General features: G+C 49.4%; 14 protein-coding genes and 1 tRNA gene. 7 read left to right on the top strand and 8 right to left on the bottom strand.

What is annotated here, in order from left to right:
• Window positions 1–40: 40 nt before the first annotated feature.
• Both ACO0LD_RS16550 and ACO0LD_RS16545 read right to left on the bottom strand, forming a co-directional pair.
• Window positions 41–2,092: a M13 family metallopeptidase gene (locus ACO0LD_RS16550; RefSeq protein ID WP_423008701.1), complete on the bottom strand. Its 2,052-nt coding sequence runs from the start codon at window positions 2,090–2,092 to the stop codon at window positions 41–43.
• A gap of 16 nt (window positions 2,093–2,108) precedes the next feature.
• Complete coding sequence (locus tag ACO0LD_RS16545) at window positions 2,109–4,067, bottom strand: CocE/NonD family hydrolase (protein ID WP_423008699.1); 1,959 nt, start codon at window positions 4,065–4,067, stop codon at window positions 2,109–2,111.
• Between the two features lie 167 nt (window positions 4,068–4,234).
• On the opposite strand from ACO0LD_RS16545, the gene ACO0LD_RS16540 reads away from it, so the two are divergent.
• Window positions 4,235–4,696 carry a hypothetical protein gene (locus tag ACO0LD_RS16540; RefSeq protein WP_423008697.1) on the top strand — a complete coding sequence of 154 codons (462 nt, stop codon included), beginning with the start codon at window positions 4,235–4,237 and terminating at the stop codon, window positions 4,694–4,696.
• 98 nt (window positions 4,697–4,794) lie between these two features.
• Here ACO0LD_RS16540 and ACO0LD_RS16535 read toward each other — a convergent pair whose 3' ends face one another.
• Both ACO0LD_RS16535 and ppnN read right to left on the bottom strand, forming a co-directional pair.
• Window positions 4,795–5,751: a chemotaxis protein gene (locus ACO0LD_RS16535; protein WP_423008695.1), complete on the bottom strand. Its 957-nt coding sequence runs from the start codon at window positions 5,749–5,751 to the stop codon at window positions 4,795–4,797.
• A gap of 65 nt (window positions 5,752–5,816) precedes the next feature.
• Window positions 5,817–7,187 carry a nucleotide 5'-monophosphate nucleosidase PpnN gene (gene ppnN, locus ACO0LD_RS16530; protein ID WP_423008693.1) on the bottom strand — a complete coding sequence of 457 codons (1,371 nt, stop codon included), beginning with the start codon at window positions 7,185–7,187 and terminating at the stop codon, window positions 5,817–5,819.
• 252 nt (window positions 7,188–7,439) lie between these two features.
• On the opposite strand from ppnN, the gene ACO0LD_RS16525 reads away from it, so the two are divergent.
• Window positions 7,440–7,516: transfer RNA gene (locus ACO0LD_RS16525), tRNA-Met, on the top strand.
• A 144-nt stretch (window positions 7,517–7,660) separates the two neighbouring features.
• On the top strand, window positions 7,661–7,885 hold the full coding sequence (locus tag ACO0LD_RS16520; RefSeq protein WP_423008691.1) for a hypothetical protein: 225 nt from the start codon (window positions 7,661–7,663) through the stop codon (window positions 7,883–7,885).
• 38 nt (window positions 7,886–7,923) lie between these two features.
• Here ACO0LD_RS16520 and ACO0LD_RS16515 read toward each other — a convergent pair whose 3' ends face one another.
• Both ACO0LD_RS16515 and ACO0LD_RS16510 read right to left on the bottom strand, forming a co-directional pair.
• Window positions 7,924–8,724 (bottom strand): LytR/AlgR family response regulator transcription factor, encoded by an 801-nt coding sequence (locus ACO0LD_RS16515; RefSeq protein WP_423008689.1) that lies wholly within the window; start codon window positions 8,722–8,724, stop codon window positions 7,924–7,926.
• Complete coding sequence (locus ACO0LD_RS16510; protein ID WP_423008687.1) at window positions 8,721–9,758, bottom strand: sensor histidine kinase; 1,038 nt, start codon at window positions 9,756–9,758, stop codon at window positions 8,721–8,723. Before ACO0LD_RS16510 ends, ACO0LD_RS16515 begins: the two co-directional genes overlap by 4 nt.
• Before the next feature lie 218 nt (window positions 9,759–9,976).
• Between ACO0LD_RS16510 and argH the strand changes: the two genes are divergently transcribed.
• From argH to ACO0LD_RS16495, 3 genes are all read left to right on the top strand, one after another.
• Window positions 9,977–11,371, top strand: a complete 1,395-nt coding sequence (gene argH / locus ACO0LD_RS16505; RefSeq protein ID WP_423008685.1) for an argininosuccinate lyase — start codon at window positions 9,977–9,979, stop codon at window positions 11,369–11,371.
• A 406-nt stretch (window positions 11,372–11,777) separates the two neighbouring features.
• Entirely contained in the window at window positions 11,778–12,320 is a 543-nt protein-coding gene (locus tag ACO0LD_RS16500) for a TRAP transporter small permease subunit (RefSeq protein WP_423008683.1), read from the top strand.
• Window positions 12,317–14,083 (top strand): TRAP transporter large permease, encoded by a 1,767-nt coding sequence (locus ACO0LD_RS16495; RefSeq protein ID WP_423008681.1) that lies wholly within the window; start codon window positions 12,317–12,319, stop codon window positions 14,081–14,083. The genes ACO0LD_RS16500 and ACO0LD_RS16495 overlap by 4 nt, the downstream gene beginning before the upstream one ends.
• A 161-nt stretch (window positions 14,084–14,244) precedes the next feature.
• Here ACO0LD_RS16495 and ACO0LD_RS16490 read toward each other — a convergent pair whose 3' ends face one another.
• Window positions 14,245–15,336, bottom strand: a complete 1,092-nt coding sequence (locus ACO0LD_RS16490) for a TRAP transporter substrate-binding protein (protein WP_423008678.1) — start codon at window positions 15,334–15,336, stop codon at window positions 14,245–14,247.
• 378 nt (window positions 15,337–15,714) lie between these two features.
• Here ACO0LD_RS16490 and ACO0LD_RS16485 point away from each other — a divergent pair, with 378 nt between their 5' ends.
• The gene (locus ACO0LD_RS16485) at window positions 15,715–16,395 is read left to right on the top strand and encodes a TerC family protein (protein ID WP_423008676.1); all 681 of its coding nucleotides are present in this window, start codon (window positions 15,715–15,717) and stop codon (window positions 16,393–16,395) included.
• 63 nt (window positions 16,396–16,458) lie between these two features.
• Here ACO0LD_RS16485 and pmbA read toward each other — a convergent pair whose 3' ends face one another.
• Window positions 16,459–17,811 (bottom strand): metalloprotease PmbA, encoded by a 1,353-nt coding sequence (pmbA, locus tag ACO0LD_RS16480; protein ID WP_423008674.1) that lies wholly within the window; start codon window positions 17,809–17,811, stop codon window positions 16,459–16,461.
• Window positions 17,812–17,821 lie beyond the last annotated feature (10 nt).

Genomic DNA, 17,821 nt, shown 5'->3' with positions numbered 1-17,821 from the left:
CCTGCAGTCTCTACTGCATTTCAGGCCATAGTATACGCTGTTACCAGATATTTACCCGTGTCGTCGTCGGGCGCAGGGGTGAACGATCTCCCTTGCACTGGAACGCATCAGAGAATTCTGTCATATTTGCCAACGGCGCGATGACACGGTATTTGTCTGGTGAGTGAGGATCAGTTGCAAGTTTCATGCGCAGCATCTCATCACGGATAAGGCTACGGAAGCTTTGCGCATTGGCGACAAAGAAGCGCTGATCAACCGTCAAACCATCAATTTCTTTGGCCTGAGGCTTGCGCTCCAGCGATTTGTGTAAAGCCTGCAGGGCTATCTTCATCCCACCCAGATCGGCAATATTTTCACCGGCAGTCAATTTGCCATTGATATGCAATTTGTCGATGGGATTGAACTCGTCAAATTGCTTTTCTATGGCTTTGACGCGGACCAGGAATTTTTTCTCGTCGTCTTTAGTCCACCAGCTTTTGAGATTACCCTGGGCATCAAATTGACGTCCTTCATCATCAAAGGCATGCGTTAGTTCATGGCCAATTGTTGCGCCCGTATTGCCGTAGTTGGCCGCCGGGTCTGCATTCACATGATATAAAGGTGGTTGCAAGATACCCGCCGGGAACACCATTTCATTCATGGTGGGGTTGTAGTAGGCGTTCACGGTTTGTGGCGTCATGCCCCATTCGTTTCTGTCTATGGGCTTGCCCAGTTTGGCGAGATTGCGCTTGAATTCAAATTCAGCGGCGCGTGCCATGTTCGCTGCATACGGGCCAGTGTCTATCTGCAGACTGCTGTAATCACGCCAGACGTCGGGGTAACCTATCTTGACGAGTATCGTGTCGAGTTTTTTATAGGCTTGCTGCTTGGTCGTATCCGACATCCATTCCAGCTTGCTGATACTTTCACGCATGGCCAGCTTGATGTTGTCGACCATTTCCAGTACACCAGCCTTGGCTTCAGGGCCAAAGAATTTGGCGACATACAATTCCCCCATGGCTTCGCCTGCCATGGCATCGATAGAACCGAGAACACGCTTCCAGCGTGGCTGCAATTCCTTGGTACCTGCCAGGGTCTTGCCATAGAAATCAAAGTTGGCATTGACAAAGGCTGAACTCAAATCCCTGGCACGCGCATTCGCCAATTGCCAGCGCAAATAAGTTTTCCATTGATCAAGGCTGACGGTATTGACCATGCGCCCTGCTTCGGCAACAAACTTGGGATGAGCAAGATTGAATTGACCTGGCTGCGCCAGACCCAGTTCATTAAAATAAGTCGCCCAGGCAGTTTTTTTATCTGCCTTTTGCAAGGCATTCAAGTCAGACAAGTGGTAACTGGCTTGTGGGTCACGCAATTCGACCTTGGTCAATGATGCCTTGGCCAGACGGGTTTCCAGCGTCAGGACAACGGCAGCATTTTTCTTTGCCTGGTCTGGTGCATCTCCAAGCAAAGTAAAAAGCTGAGTCACATAAGCCACGTATTTGTCGCGGATATCCTTGGTCTTGGCATCGGTCTTCAGGTAATAATCGCGGTCTGGCAAACCCAGGCCACCCTGCATGATTTGCGGGATATAGCGCGTGGTATTCTTGGCGTCCTGGTCTACTGCAAAACCAAACAAGGGTGAAACACCTTGCTTATGCAAACCGGCGATCACGGCCAGCAATTGTTGGCTATCCTTGATGCCATTGATTTGCGCAAACTGTGGTTCCAGCGGTTTGACACCTTCTTTTTCTATCTGCGCCTCATTCATGCCACTGGCATAAAACGCACCCACCAGTTGTGCTGCCTTGCTCTTGCCATCACCCTTTGCAGCGGTCTCGGCAATCAGTTTCAATGCCGCCAAATTCCGTTCGGTCACTTCGTCATAGGCACTGTAACGCGCACGGTCTGAAGGAATGGGATTGGCTTTCAGCCATTCGCCATTTGAATATTGAAAAAAATCCGTGCAAGGGTCGGCCTTTTTATCCATGGTCATGGATTCCAGCACGAGCTGGTTTGATGTCGCCGTTTGGGCCATCACCGCATTGCCCATGCACGCCAACCCAACCATGCTGGCCAGCACACTGCGCTTGAAGATATTTTTTGTTTTCATTTTTATTTCTCCGTTTTCAATTTTTTGATGGCAGTACTTGCACAGCTATACCAGAATATTGTCCGGGTGAGCGATACACTCTTTGCGTGGCTTTCTGGAAATCTTCAGGATTGGCTTTTGGGATATCCATGAATTTTTGCGGATTCAAATCCACCAGCGGGAACCAGCTACTCTGCACCTGCACCATGATGCGATGACCACGGCGGAAGGTGTGCTGGATATCCGGCATGTTATAGCTGATGGCTGCCACCTTGCCCGGCACAAATGGCTCAGGCTTTTCAAAGCTGTTGCGGAACTTGCCGCGCAGCGGTTCACCCCTGACCAGTTGCTGATAACCAGCCATGGCTACTGACGGTGGCGGCACATCATTGGCACGTTCGCGCACTACCTGTTTATCCGGATAAGTCGATGGATAAACATCGATGAGTTTGACGACCCAATCAGCATCCGTACCTGAAGTGGACACAAACAATTTTGGATTGACTGGTCCGACGATGGTCACATCTTCTTCCAAAGGTTCTGTCTGGTAGACCAGTACATCTGGTCTGCTTGATGCAAAGCGCTGGTCAGAGACGACATATTCACGCGGTGCACCAGTGGCAGCATACGAAATAAAAGGCACGGGCTTTTTAGGGTCGCTGACATATTCATCAAAGGTATTGAATTCTGTCTGCGGTTCTTTCCAGCTCAAGCTGCCGTCATTGCCAAAATACAGGGTGCGTTTTTGCGCTTGCTGCGGCGGCCAGCTTGGGTATTCACGCCAGACATTGGTACCAGTTTCAAATACGGTTACCTCTGGCAAGGCCTTGCCAGCCGTACCTTTCAAATGCTGTTCAAAGAAAGGGAAAACGATGTTCTTGCGATAGTAGTCACCTGTCTTGGTGTCAAAGCTGACATTGCCGATGGATTTACCGTCAGCACTCGCCCAGCCCCCATGTGACCATGGGCCCATGACCAGGCCATTGTAATAACCCTTGTTATTGCTTTTGATGCTGTGATAAGTCGTGAATGGCCCTTGAGGGTCTTCAGCGTCATACCAGCCGCCAACAGTCAGCACGGCTGCCTTGATGTTTTTCAGGTGAGGTGCGATATTCCTGCTCTTCCAGAAATCATCATAAGTACTATGCTCTATCGTTGGCATCAGTAATTCGCGCTGCTTGGCTGACAGCTGGGCAGTAATATTTTTCAGGCTCATATGCTTGAGAAAGTATTGATAACCATCTGAGGTACCAAAATCAAACTCTTCCCAGCGCTTGGGCAAGGTGGTGGGATTTTTTTCTACAGTAAAGTTGGAAAAGAACCCAAAATTGGCGGCCAGCATGAAGGCACCACCATGGTAGGAATCGTCACCCATGAACAAATCAGTGACAGGTGCTTGTGGCGATGCTGCCTTGATGGCCGGATGCGAATCGATGATGCTGGCTGAGGCATAAAAGCCCGGGTAAGAAATACCCCAGATGCCGACCTTGCCATTATTGCCCTTGACGTTTTTCAACAGCCATTCAACGGTGTCATGCATGTCCTGGCTTTCGACACCCTCGCCTGCCAACCTGCTTGCCTTGATATGCGGCGTCATCTCTTGCCAGACGCCTTCAGACATATAACGTCCACGCACGTCTTGCTTGACAAAGATATAGCCACTTTGGTCAAACTCTTTTGATGGCCCCAATGATTGCGGGTAAAAATCCACGCCATAGTGCGACTGCCCACCATCATAGACACCACTGCCATAGGGGGATCGAATCATCAAAAAGGGATAAGACTTGCTACTGTCTTTGGGAACATACACCACAGTAAAAAGCCGGGTACCATCACGCATGGGGATCTGGTATTCATATTTGGTGTATTGTTCGCGTATGCCCGGTTTGGCAGCGTCAGGAGCATCAGCCATGACGGCTTCGACAGCATACACTGGCAAATTTACCAGCAAGGCCAGAGCGCACAAGGCTGCACATTTTTTAATCACGAATTTCATAATTCCCTTTAAGATAACGCGCTATTGTTTTATTTATTCTGCCCACATGCTTGCAAACCAAGCCTGGCGCAGTGAATCATAAAGAGTGAAATTTTCTCAATAAGTTTCCTGATTTCGACCTAAACTGATAAATAGTCATCAAACAAATATTTTATTGCGAAATAACCATGAAATCATTCAGAATATTTGCCCTCGCCCTGGGTTTAGTCATGCTTGCCGGATCTGCAGGGGCGCGCCCTGGCGTCCATCATTTCCACCCGAGGGTGAGCATCGGTGTATCTATCCCGCCGCTGTATTTTAATTATGGCAACCGCCATAGCTATGTGTCTGCGTACTACCCTTATGATTATTCATGGCGTTATTACCCCAGCCTGGTGATAGCCCCTGCCGTCAGCTACGTTACGCCGGTGGTCAGCACTGGCAACGTGGTTTATACGGATAGCTATGGTACTTACAATACCTATGCTCCAGACTATAGCAATGACAGCAACATCATCAGCCTGCCCAACTTGGCTCCTCAGTCGACGGCAGGCAAGGATTGGCTATATTGCCATCAGCCTGATGGCTTTTACCCAGCAATTAAGTCTTGCCCAGGCGGTTGGGAACGTGTGCCAGCGCAAGCAAGGTAGAGGTAACAAGGCCAGATACAAAAAAGGGTGCAAAAAAAGGGTGCAATTATTTCACTAATTGCACCCTTTTTTACGACTTCCAACTTCTACTGCAAGATTTATTTTGCCAGTACGGCACGTATCGTCGCAGCCAATTCTTCAGCAACGAACTTGGCAACATAGGCATCTGCACCTACGGTCTTGATATGGTCTTCGTTGGTCGCACCTGACAAAGACGAATGTATCACCACCGGCAAGAATTTAAACCTGTCATCCTGCTTGATCTTGCGTGTCAGGGTAAAGCCATCCATCTCTGGCATTTCCAGGTCTGTCAGCACCATCGCAACCTTGTCACGCACTCCCTTGCCTTCAGCCTGCGCCGCAGCTGCCAGGGATTGCAATTTCTCCCAGGCTTCTTTACCGGTCTTGGTCATGATGTATTGCGCACCCATGGCAGTCAGGGCTTGCTCGATCAGGCCGCGGGCTACAGCTGAATCATCAGCAGCCAGAATGGAAGCCCCGGCTTGCATTTTCAGTTTGGCACCTATGGTTTCAGGGTCAACATCCTTGGTGTCAGACGGTGTGATCTGGCGCAGGATTTGTTCAACGTCCAGCACCTGGGCCAGGCGAGTATCTTCAGTATCGCCATCCAGACGGGCAATACTGGTCACCATGCCGCCAACAGCACTGTTTTCAGCTGACAAAACCTGGTTCCAGTCGAGACGCACGATTTCTTCTACTGATTCGACCGCAAAACCCTGGGTAGTACGTGCATATTCAGTCACCAGCATAATATTCAGGCCAGTCTTGGGTTTCAGCCCGACTACGGAAGGTAAATCAATGACAGGGATGATCTGCCCGCGCAAATTCACTACGCCCAGCATATGAGGCATTGCGCCTGCCATACCGGTAATCGTGGGCATGGCGACTATCTCTCGCACCTTGAAGACATTAATGCCAAACAATTCTGACCTGTCGCTGTTGCCATCTGTCCCCAACCGGAACAGCAAAAGCTCAAACTTGTTGGACGCAGTCAGGTTGGTACGTTCGTCGACTTCTTGCTGTACGGAACTCATGTCTGTTTTCCTCATATTGATGGAACAGGGTTGCACCATTATCCTACGGTTTTACTGCAACGCAATTACTTTATAACACGGTAGCAAGGGGTATAAGCCTTACCGGGTAATTTCATGCGACTTTGTGCAACAAAAGATGCCAGCAAGGTATCCATTGATGCCATTATTTCACTATCGCCGCGAATTTCAAAATGTCCATGTTTTTCTATCGCACGTATGCCCTGGTTTTTGACATTGCCTGCCACTACCCCTGAAAAAGCACGGCGCAGATTTGCCGCCAGCAAATGGGTTTCCTGGTTTTTGTGCAGCGCCAGATTGCGCATGTTTTCATGGGTAGGTTCAAACGGTTTTTGGAATTCTGCATCTATCTTCAACAACCAGTTGAAATAATACGCATCGCCCTTGGCTTTGCGGAATTCACGCACCTCTTTGATACCTGCTTGCACTTCTTGCGCCACCCTGACCGGATCATTGACAATGATCTTGTAACTCTGCTGCGCTTTAGGCCCCAGGGTTGCAGCAATAAACTGGTCTATCTGACGGAAATAATCTGCTGCACTTTCTGGCCCGGTAAAAATCAAGGGGAAAGGCAGATCGGCATTATCGGGATGCAGCAAGATACCCAAGAGGTACAAAATTTCTTCCGCCGTACCTGCACCACCAGGGAACACAATCACAGCATGCCCCATGCGTACAAAAGCTTCGAGACGCTTTTCTATATCCGGCAAAATCACCAGGTCATTGACGATGGGGTTTGGTGCTTCGGCAGCAATAATGCCGGGTTCTGTAATCCCCAGGTAACGGCCAGTAGTAATTCTTTGCTTGGCATGGCCTATGGTGGCACCTTTCATCGGGCCTTTCATGGCACCTGGGCCACAACCTGTGCAAATATCCATGCCGCGCAAACCCAGCTGATAACCTACATGCTTGGTGTAATCGTATTCATTACTGGAAATCGAATGCCCACCCCAGCACACCACCATATTGGGGTTGACTTGTGGCTTAAGCAAATTGGCATTACGCATGACGTGAAAAACGGCGTCACTGATGCCCTCAGTGGTAGTTAAATCAAATTTACGGTCGTCTTCGATGGCTGCCTTGATGAACAGGATGTCCCGCAACACGGCAAACAAATGCTCTTGTATCCCTTTGATCATCACGCCATCAACAAAGGCGCTGGCTGGCGCTCCCTTGACATCCAGTTTGATGCCGCGTTCACGCTGGATAATGCTGATATCAAAACTCTTGTAGCGCTCCAGCAATTCCTTGCCGTCATCAAGCCCACTGCCGCAATTCAATACTGCCAATGCGCAACTGCGAAACACCTGATACAGACCACCATGACTATTGTCGAGCAATTGCACGACCTCGGCCTTGGACAAAACTTCCATGCGGCCGCCGGGTGAAATTTGTGTGTCAATAACTTCGAATTCCATAACTGCTTTTTCGCTCCTGAAAATGATCTTTGGCCTGGTGCATACACTGCACCACTACTACGCTTCCCTATGCGTCCATTATGCATCCAATTTATTCTGCGGGTTGCATCAGCAGCATTATTTTCCACATTTGTATTGTGAAGAATGGCAAATTAAGTCTGCTTCAGATTACTGATTTGATGCGCGTATAAAAATATTTCCATAAAAGATTGTATATAGCGCCCGCGCCATGTACAATTCGCCTCCTTCAGACGCGGGGTGGAGCAGTCTGGCAGCTCGTCGGGCTCATAACCCGAAGGTCGTAGGTTCAAATCCTGCCCCCGCAACCAAGTTTTTTTGTTCTGGTGCATTCGCACAAATTTACCGAGCACTATTGATACTTCTGGCAAGCAATTGCCAGGGTCGGTTTATTTTGCGTTTTGCTCAAGCGTCACAAAATATCGCCAAACATCAACATTGATCAAGCTCAACTGATGAAAGACAATAAAGATCACGCTACTCTGGAATTACCCGGCTTTGGCGAACCAGCATTTTTATTGCCAGAAGCCAGGAAGCCTTTGCCAGCACAACGTCAGCGCGGCAAAAAACAAGAGCAGCTTGAACTTTTGGAAGTACTGGGCCCAACTGATCGCACAGGTCTGCCAGCCTGGGTACATGATGAAAACACTGACCTGACTGGCTTGCCGGTCTGGCGCTGAACGGTCTGGCGCTGGACTTGCTCAGCGCGCAAGACAAGTCAAACCCGCACCAAAGCCTTGATAATGGGCCATTGCCTGCGTGAAATCGGCAAACGCTCAGTACAACCGCTAACGATGATTTGCCAGGATTCTGATACCTTTTCCTGATTATTCTCCACATCCACCAATTGCACTGCCCGCTCGACACCATTAATGGCACCACGGGCAACCAGAGCATTCCTGTGCACCCTGACCAGTAAATCACCCAGTTCCAACTCTATTGAAGTCAGCGACTCTTCCAGCAGATATTCGCGCTGCACAGTATGCAGGGTCACATATTTTTGCTCTGCCTTCAAAAACAGCACATCAGCCACGGGCACCAATAATATCCGCCCTCTTTCCAGCACTGAAAAATGCTTGCGTCTGGATCCACTGGCATCTGTTGCCATGGTTTCGGGCAGACGGCGCGCCCCCTTCATTTTTTCGCTGGCGCGCACCAGGGCATCGACCAGACGACTGGCCCGCACTGGCTTCATCAGGTAATCCAGCGCATGCACTTCAAAAGCCTTGACGGCAAATTCATCATAGGCAGTCACAAAAATAATTGCTGGAGAGCGCAAGTTGGCTTGATGCTGCGCCAGGTGCTGCGCCAGCTCTATGCCATTCATGCCCGGCATCTGCACATCAAGCAAAACGATATCTGGCTGCAAATTGCCGATTTGTTCCAGCGCCCGCATGGCGTTTTCAGCTTCTCCAACGACGGTCACCGGGCATTCAGCCTCAATATCCGACAATAGGGCCATCAACCTTTGTCTTGCGGGAGCTTCATCATCAACAATCAGTATTCTTGGTGTCATCATCTTTTAGCCGGGAATTGCAATTTAACCTCAAAGTACGCATCCACTACTCCGTATTGAATTTGCGCTTCGATATCATAAAGCAAACTTAGTCGCTGCCGTATGTTTTCCAATGCCATCTGATTGCCGGAAACCACATTCGCTTCTGCGTGATAAGGATTCCGAATACGAATTTCGACCTTATCCAGTTGACGCTTTATCTCTACTGTGACGGTCGCCCGTTCCACTGATGGCTCAACGCCGTAATGAACCGCATTTTCGAGCAAGGGTTGCAACAACAAGGAAGGAATTTGTATTTCACCCAATTCTTTGGGTGAAATTTTTTCTTTATCCCAGGTCACCTGCATACGCTCTCCCAGGCGTATTTTTTCTATTGCCAGATATTGCTCACACAAGCGTATCTCATCCTGCAAACTGGTGACATTGCGCGTGTCGCGCATCAATACCCTGAATAAATCAGCCAGATCTTCCAGCACAACTTCTGCACGGCGTGGGTCGGTACGTATCAGCGACAAAGCAGTATTGAGGCTATTGAATAAAAAATGTGGACGTATCCTGGCTTGCAAGGCTTGCAGCTTGGCCTCACCCAGCGCAGGCGAAAAAGCTCGTGTACGCAATTCAAAATACTGTTGAAATGCCAGCGCCAGCAAACCAGTTGCGGCTACGACAAAGATGGGATTAAGTTTAGGGAAACCTGCCAATATCCAGTCTTGCGTACGCAAATACAGCATCAGCAAGGCAGCTATCGTTGTTGGCAACGTACAACACAACAATCGCTGAAACCAGCCAGACATGTAGTAATGCATCGCCAATCTGCGCACATTGCATAAAACCAGCAAAGACAGCAGACATATCGTTTCCAGCAATGCCGCGCTTTCCAAAAAATTTTGCAATACCACACGCCATTCGTCTCCCCGCGACCATAAGGCCAGCAATGCCAGCAGATTCACACTGATCAAGATACGGGAAAACACACCCAAATTGCAACAATCAGGAATCAGCGGCTCGCTTACGGTGCTTTTCTTATCGCTAGTCATTTTTGTTTATCTTTATTATTTGTACGCGTAACAACATTTTAATTCGTAACTGGCCTGCGCCTCATAAGCGGCTACACGGACGCTGGGCAAGCAAATTAAATGACTAATTATCCACGGCTAAGCAGGCATCTGGCATTTCCAAGGGTAATCAGACGCAAAATCTGGGATAATCACCGAAACTTCTCTCGCAAATGCAGCCAATATGGCAACAATTCACTATGACATCACAATTCAATAAAAAAAGCGAGGCATGGTCTGCCCGTTTCTCTGAACCTGTTTCCGATCTGGTCAAACGCTATACTGCCTCGGTTTTTTTCGACAATCGCATGGCCGCCTTTGATATTGAAGGCTCACTGGCGCATGCTGAAATGTTGCAGGCACAAAGCATCATCACGGCCCAGGATTATGCCGACATACAACGTGGCATGGCACAGATCAAATCTGAAATCGACAGCGGCAAGTTTGAATGGTTGCTGGATCTGGAAGATGTGCATCTGAACATAGAAAAACGCCTGACCGAGCTGGTCGGCGATGCTGGCAAACGCCTGCATACTGGCCGTTCACGCAATGACCAGGTCGCCACCGACATACGCCTGTACATGCGCAGTGCCATCGATAATATCCTCGGCCTGTTGCGAGACTTCCGTCTGGCCTTGCTGGATCTGGCAGAAAAGAATGCTGACACCATCTTGCCTGGCTTTACCCATATGCAAGTGGCGCAACCCATCACTTTTGGTCACCACATTCTTGCCTATGTAGAAATGTTTGGCCGTGATGCAGAGCGCATGCACGATTGCCGCAGACGTGTCAACCGCCTGCCGCTTGGTGCAGCAGCGCTGGCTGGCACGACCTTCCCTATCGACCGTGAACGCGTCGCCAAAACCCTGGGCTTTGACGAGGTTTGCTACAACTCGCTGGATGCCGTCTCTGACCGTGATTTCGCCATCGAATTTTGCGCTGCGGCTGCCTTGGTAATGACACATATTTCACGCATGTCAGAAGAGCTGGTGATCTGGATGAGCCCGCGCATAGGCTTCATCGATATCGCTGACCGCTTTTGCACAGGCTCTTCCATCATGCCGCAAAAGAAAAACCCTGACGTACCAGAACTGGCACGTGGCAAAACCGGCCGCGTTAACGGTCATTTGATTGCCCTGCTGACCTTGATGAAAGGCCAGCCCCTGGCTTACAACAAGGACAACCAGGAAGACAAAGAACCCTTGTTTGATACTGTAGATACCGTCATTGATACCCTGCGCATTTTTGCAGACATGGCAGGCGGCATTACCGTTAAACCAGAAGCCATGCGCGCTGCTGCCTTGCAAGGCTATGCCACAGCAACCGATCTGGCTGATTATCTGGTCAAAAAAGGCCTGCCTTTCCGCGATGCCCACGAAGCAGTGGCGCTGGCAGTACGTACCTGTGTAGATAAAGCCTGCGACCTCAGCGATATGTCATTGGAAGAATTACGTGCATTCTCCAGCCTCATCAACGAGGATGTGTTCCACGTATTGACACTGGAAGGCTCGGTTGCCGCACGTAATCATATAGGCGGTACGGCACCACAACAAGTCAAACTGGCCATAGCCAGGTTGCGCAGTCAGCTCAGTTAAGCTTGCATAAAGTAAGCTTGGTTAAAGTAAGCTTGGTTAAAGCAAGCCTGACCAGGCAAGTTGGCATATCTGCATCAAACTGCTGATCAGGGTGCGATTTACCACACGGAAATCGCACCTCTCCATCAAGCTTCAAATTCCCGCGTTAAATATTCATCTAAGTAGAAATACTGGGAATGTCGTTTTCACTCCAAAAAAGCATTTTTTCAACGCCGACAGACTCTCGTGTATGTGAAAAAATGTCTTATACTCGTGACGGTTTCCGGAATACCTGCACCAAGCTCATGGTGATTCCAGAAACACCAAAATAAGACACCAAGAAGCGATCCTGTGCAGGGCTTTATGTTTCCCTGACAGGATAAATTTCTTTAGTAGTCTATAAAATAAAAACTCAGGAGATATGTATATGCAAGTATTTCTGCGTCTGTCTAAATGGATCGACGTAATGAATGAGCGTATCGGCAGTCTGGCAAACTTGTTAATTTTATTATCATGTATCGTCAGCGCTACGAATGCGTTAATACGTTATGGTTTCGACTGGAGTGACAACTGGCCATTGGAGTTGCAATGGTATTTGTTTGGTGCCGCCGTGATGCTGGGTGCCTCGTACACCTTCCAGAAAAATGAACACGTCAGGGTAGATTTGATTTACGCCCATGTTTCTGAACGGGCTCAACTCTGGATCGATATTTTCGGCATCGTCTTCTTCCTTTTCCCCTCATGCATACTGTTTTCCTGGCTGGCCTGGAAATCCCTGTTCCTGCCATCATGGGCAATCCTGGAGCAATCGAGTAACTCTGGTGGCCTGCCGCGCTACCCGATCAAACTGATCGTTCCTGTTGGCTTTGCATTACTGACATTGCAAGGCGTATCTGAACTCATCAAACGTATTGCATCCTTGCTGGGCAAGACACATCTGGAATCGAAATACGAAAGGCCTGTGCAATGATCCCTCTAGAGTATATGCCGCCACTGATGTTTGGCGGCCTGGTTTTGTTCATGCTGGTCGGTTTCCCCGTCGCATTTTCACTATTGGCTGTTGGTCTTTCCTTTGGTCTGCTATCGATAGAACTGGGGTTTTTCAACGTCGCTTTCCTGCAGGCTGTACCACAACGTATTTTCGGCAGCGTACTGGCCAATGATCTTTTATTGGCCATTCCCTTCTTTACCTTCATGGGGGCGATCCTGGAGAAGTGTGGCCTGGCAGAAGACATGCTCGACTCCATGGGCCAGCTGTTTGGCCCTATCCGTGGTGGTCTTGGCTATTCAGTCATTATCGTCGGCTTCATACTTGGTGCCATCACAGGCACGGTTGCTGCACAGGTAATTGCGATGGCAATGATTTCATTGCCAGTCATGATGCGTTATGGTTACAACATGCGCTACACCACCGGCGTACTGGCGGCTTCTGGAACGATTACCCAATTGGTACCACCTTCACTGGTACTGGTGGTGCTGGCTGATCAATTGAAAACCCAGACTTCCAGCGCTGACGTAGGTAGCATGTATCTGGGCGCATGGGGACCATCACTGGTTCAGATTGCCCTGTTCATGTTGTACACCTTCATCCTGTCACGCATCAAACCGGAATGGCTGCCTGCCGTCCCCAAAGAAGCACGGACCTTGCAGGGCCTGGCCTTGTGGAAAAAATGTCTGCAAGGGATTATTCCATCCGCTGTACTGATTTTCATGGTGCTCGGCACCATGATGCTGGGTATAGCCACACCGACCGAATCCGGTGCCATGGGCGCGCTGGGTGCAATCATTCTTGCTGTCTTGCGTGACAAGGAATTCAACAAGAGAGATAAACTGGCCTTCCGCGCTGGCCTGGTTGGCCTTGGTGCTGCCTTGATCATCGGCCTGTTCTTCTACTCTGATACTGCAGAGGTCAGCAAGCCAGCAAAACTGGCATTGCAAATCGCCCTGGTTGTCGTCTATATCGCCATTGTCTGGCTGGTGACGCGCGCTTACCGGATTGGTGATTTGCGGGCACTGATCACACTGGGATATCAATCCACCATGCGCATCACTGCCATGGTCGTCTTTATCCTGATAGGCTCAACCTGCTTCTCCGTGGTATTTCAAGGTGTTGATGGTGGTGTCTGGGTAGAGCATTTGTTCACTTCCTTACCTGGCGGCTGGATAGGTTTCTTGTTGATCGTCAACTTGTTCATTTTCTTCCTGGCCTTCTTCCTGGATTTCTTTGAAATTGCCTTCATCGTGGTTCCCATGCTGGCGCCTGTGGCAGAAAAAATCCTTGCGCCAGTTTTGCTGGAAAGCGTGGGCAGTCCACAAGCTGCATCTTCTGCCGCGCTGGTGTGGTTTGGCGTGATGTTGTGCGTGAATATGCAAACCTCGTTCATGCATCCGCCATTTGGTTTTGCGCTGTTCTATCTGCGTGGTGTGGCTCCCAAGGAAGTCAAGAGTTCAGATATTTACTGGGGTGCCCTGCCTTGGGTAGGCTTGCAGATGATCATGGTAGTGTTGGTCATGTGCTTCCCTGTCATGGTCACTGCCCTGCTTGATAAAGGCTCGAACAAGCCCGTGTCCGATAATCTGGTGATAGAAAAAACCGTCAACGAGCCCGATGCTGACGTCAAACCACCGGTATTTAGCGACAGCACTGAAAAGCCCGCCAGCACACCTGCCACGCCTGAAACACCGCCAGAAGAGGAGCCGCCAAAGTTCCAATTCCAGGAGCCACAGAAGTAAGTGGTAAATAAGCAGTAGATAGGTAATAAGCAGGCAATACAAAAAAACCTCTGACCATAAACAGCAGAGGTTTTTTCATTGCTACAATCAAATGCAGTCTGCAAAAAAATCCCCGCAGAAATTTCTACGGGGATTTTTTACTGACGAAACTCAGATCAGAATTATTTCAAAGCCTTGCCAAAGTTAAATCGTGCAAAGGCTTGTTCAGCAACTCCAAACCATTGGCCCTGGTTGTTGCGGAAGTTGACCCAGTCCGTATACACCTTGGCAAACTTGGGATTCTTTGCGACTTCTTCAGTAAAGGTTTCCTGGGCAGCCTTGAAGCATGCATCCATGACTGGTTGCGGGAAAGGTTTCAGATTGATTTTTTGCGCCAGCAAACGCCCCAGAGCAGCCGGGTTGCGTGCATCGTACTTGGCTTGCATGTCGTTATGCGCCTCATGCGTTGCTACCTCAATCGCCGCCTGGTACTGCTTGGGCAGCTTGTCCCATTCTTTCTTGCTGACATAGAAGGACAACTGCGCGCCGCCTTCCCACCAGCCTGGGTAGTAATAAAACTTGGCGATCTTGTTGAAGCCCAGTTTTTCATCATCATAAGGGCCTACCCATTCAGCCGCATCTATCGTACCTTTTTCCAGCGCAGGATAAATGTCACCGCCAGCGATCTGTTGCGGCACTGTGCCCAGTTTGGACAACACGCGACCAGCAAAACCACCAACCCGGAATTTCAAGCCATTCAAATCTGCAACCGTCTTGATTTCTTTGCGGAACCAGCCACCCATTTGGGTGCCGGTATTCCCACCCAGGAAGTTCACCACATTGTATTCAGCAAAGAATTCACGCATGAGCTTCATGCCGTTACCATGCAGCATCCAGGCAGTTTGTTGACGCGAAGTCAGGCCAAACGGTACCGCTGTATCAAATGCAAATGTCGGGTCTTTACCAAAATAGTAATAAGATGCAGTATGTCCCATTTCTACCGTGCCATTTTGCACAGCGTCCAAAACCGCTGTACCAGGAACAATCTCACCGGCAGAAAACACCCGTATATTCAATTTCCCGTCAGTCAGTTCTTTGACGCGGGCCGCAAAAACCTCAGATGCACCAAAGATGGTGTCCAGGCTTTTTGGGAAACTGGATGTCAAACGCCAATTCAAGGTTGGCAAAGCATCCGCAGCCAGGGCTGGCGCGGCAACCGCAGCGCCAACTGACGCACCTGCCGCGGCTTTTTTAAGAAAGGAACGACGTTCCATACTATCTCCGATATTTTGAATAATGACCGGAATTGCTCCCGGACCGACTTTGATTTAATGATGGCAACGCCATTTACTAAAAACCGAAATCATTCTATGGGCGTAAGCATAGGCTAGCAATAAATGATCATATTGCAATGCAACAATTACCATCATCGCCTGCAATCTATCCAGTTTTATTGCTACCGCAATCACCAATTCCATGCACATGCGCTGCGCGGGCAAGATAGAATCCGGGATGGTCAAGCTAGTGACTTAAGTAGTACTACTGAGGGTGAATAACAACAGGCATATTTCTGCCTATGCATTTTTTTACGCCATACACCAGAATGTAGGCTATTCAAAAAAAACGACAATAACTCTGGAAAAAATTAATTCATGGACATCAGTAATCCACAATTTTGGTTTGCCATCCTGCAAATCATGGCAATTGACATTTTGCTCGGCGGCGACAATGCCATCGTGATAGGAATGGCATGCCGCCGCCTGCCTGATCATCAACGCAAACTCGGTATTTTTTGGGGCATGGTTGGCGCCATAGGCTTGCGTATTGCCCTCATCCTGTTTGCCCTGAACTTGTTGGCCATACCTTATCTGAAAATAGTCGGTGCCTTGCTGCTGCTGTGGATAGGCGTCAAGCTCTTAATACCGGAAGACGAAGAAGCGCATGAAATCGATGGTGGTTCTACTCTGTTCACTGCAATCAAAACCGTGATAGTGGCCGATGCCGTCATGAGCATGGACAATGTCATCGCCATTTCTGGTGCCGCAGGCGGTCATAACTGGCTGGTCATTTTTGGTATCTTGCTGAGCATCCCGATTATCGTCATGGGTAGCCAGCTGGTACTGAAACTGATAGACCGCTTCCCCCTGGTTATTTATTTTGGCGGAGCCATGCTGGGCTGGATAGCGGGCGGCATGTTCGCTGAAGATGTCGCCATCCATGGCTGGCTTAAATCCAATGTCCCGGCCGTCATCAATTTAATGCCCATAGCCGGTGCCGGCATCGTTTTGTTGCTGGGTAAACTGCAAGCCAGCAAGGCAAAAAAGAAAGAATAATAAAAAACGCCGGACTGCATCAAGTCCGGCGTTTTCGTTTTCCCTGCTTGTGCTATCAGGCGATCAACTACCGGCGATAATCATATTCTCTATGAGTATGGAACCAGTTTGCTTGGTACCACGTATTAAGGCATCATTGCCGACAGCGACGATTTGCTGGAACATGTCGCGCATATTGCCAGCGATGGTAATTTCTTCTACTGCATACTGGATCACGCCGTTCTCTACCCAGTAACCAGACGCACCACGTGAATAATCACCAGTTACATAATTAACACCCTGTCCCATCAACTCAGTCACCAGCAAACCCGTACCCATTTTTTTGAGCATGCCAACAAAATTGTCTGCTCGTTTGGTCAGGCTGGAAGTCAGAGACAGGTTATGTGAGCCACCTGCGTTGCCGGTAGTTTGCATGCCCAGCTTGCGTGCAGAATAGGTAGAGAGGAAATAGCCTTGCAAGACGCCATTCGTGACGATATTGCGTTTCTGGGTTTTTACACCCTCATCATCAAATGGTGAAGAACCAACAGCGCCGATGACATGCGGGTCTTCCAGCACTTGTATGTGGGATGGAAAAATTTGCGTGCCCAAAGAATCCAGCAAAAACGTGGACTTGCGGTACAAGGCTCCACCAGAGGTGGCCTGCACCAGAGCACCCAGCAAACCGGCAGCCAGTGGTGCTTCAAACAAAACTGGGCATTTGCGGGTATCCAGTTTGCGGGCATTCAACCTGGCTAATGCGCGCTCGGCGGCATAACGACCTATGGCTTCAGGATCTGCCAGTTTTTTGGCATTACGCTGTGATGAATACCAGTCATCCCTTTGCATTTTTGCGCCCTTGCCTGCGATAGGCGCAACCGAGATAGTATGACGGGAAATCGGGTAGCCTCCCATGAAGCCACGCGAATTGGCTGCCACAAAATGCGATTGCTGGGCATGTACGCTGGCACCCTCGCTATTGGTGATACGTTTGTCGACTGCAAAAGCCGCAGCTTCTGTGCGTTTTGCCAGTTCTATGGCTTCTTCGGCAGTGACCAGCCATGGGTAGCACAACTTGAGGTCGCGCGGCGCCATTTCCAGCAAATCTGCTTCAGGCAATCCAGCACAATCATCTTCTGCCGTAAAACGGGCGATATTGTAGGCAGCATCAACAGAGTCACGCAGGGCTTGCTCGGAAAAATCCGAGGTGCTGGCATTGCCACGGCGCTGGCCGATATACACGGTAATGCCTATGCCTTTGTCACGGTTTTGCTCTATGGTCTCAATTTTGCCTTTGCGCACGCTGATGGACAGGCCACCACCCTCACTGATTTCAACTGCCGCATCCGATGCCCCTTTTTCACGGGCGAAACGCAACATATCCTGCGCGATTTGCTTTAACTGGTCTTGGGTATGGGTAAAAACTGGTTTGCTCATGGATGGGGTT

The organism is Undibacterium sp. Ji83W (assembly GCF_049340385.1).
GTDB lineage: Bacteria > Pseudomonadota > Gammaproteobacteria > Burkholderiales > Burkholderiaceae_D > Undibacterium.
This window is presented reverse-complemented; position numbering and strand designations above follow the sequence as displayed.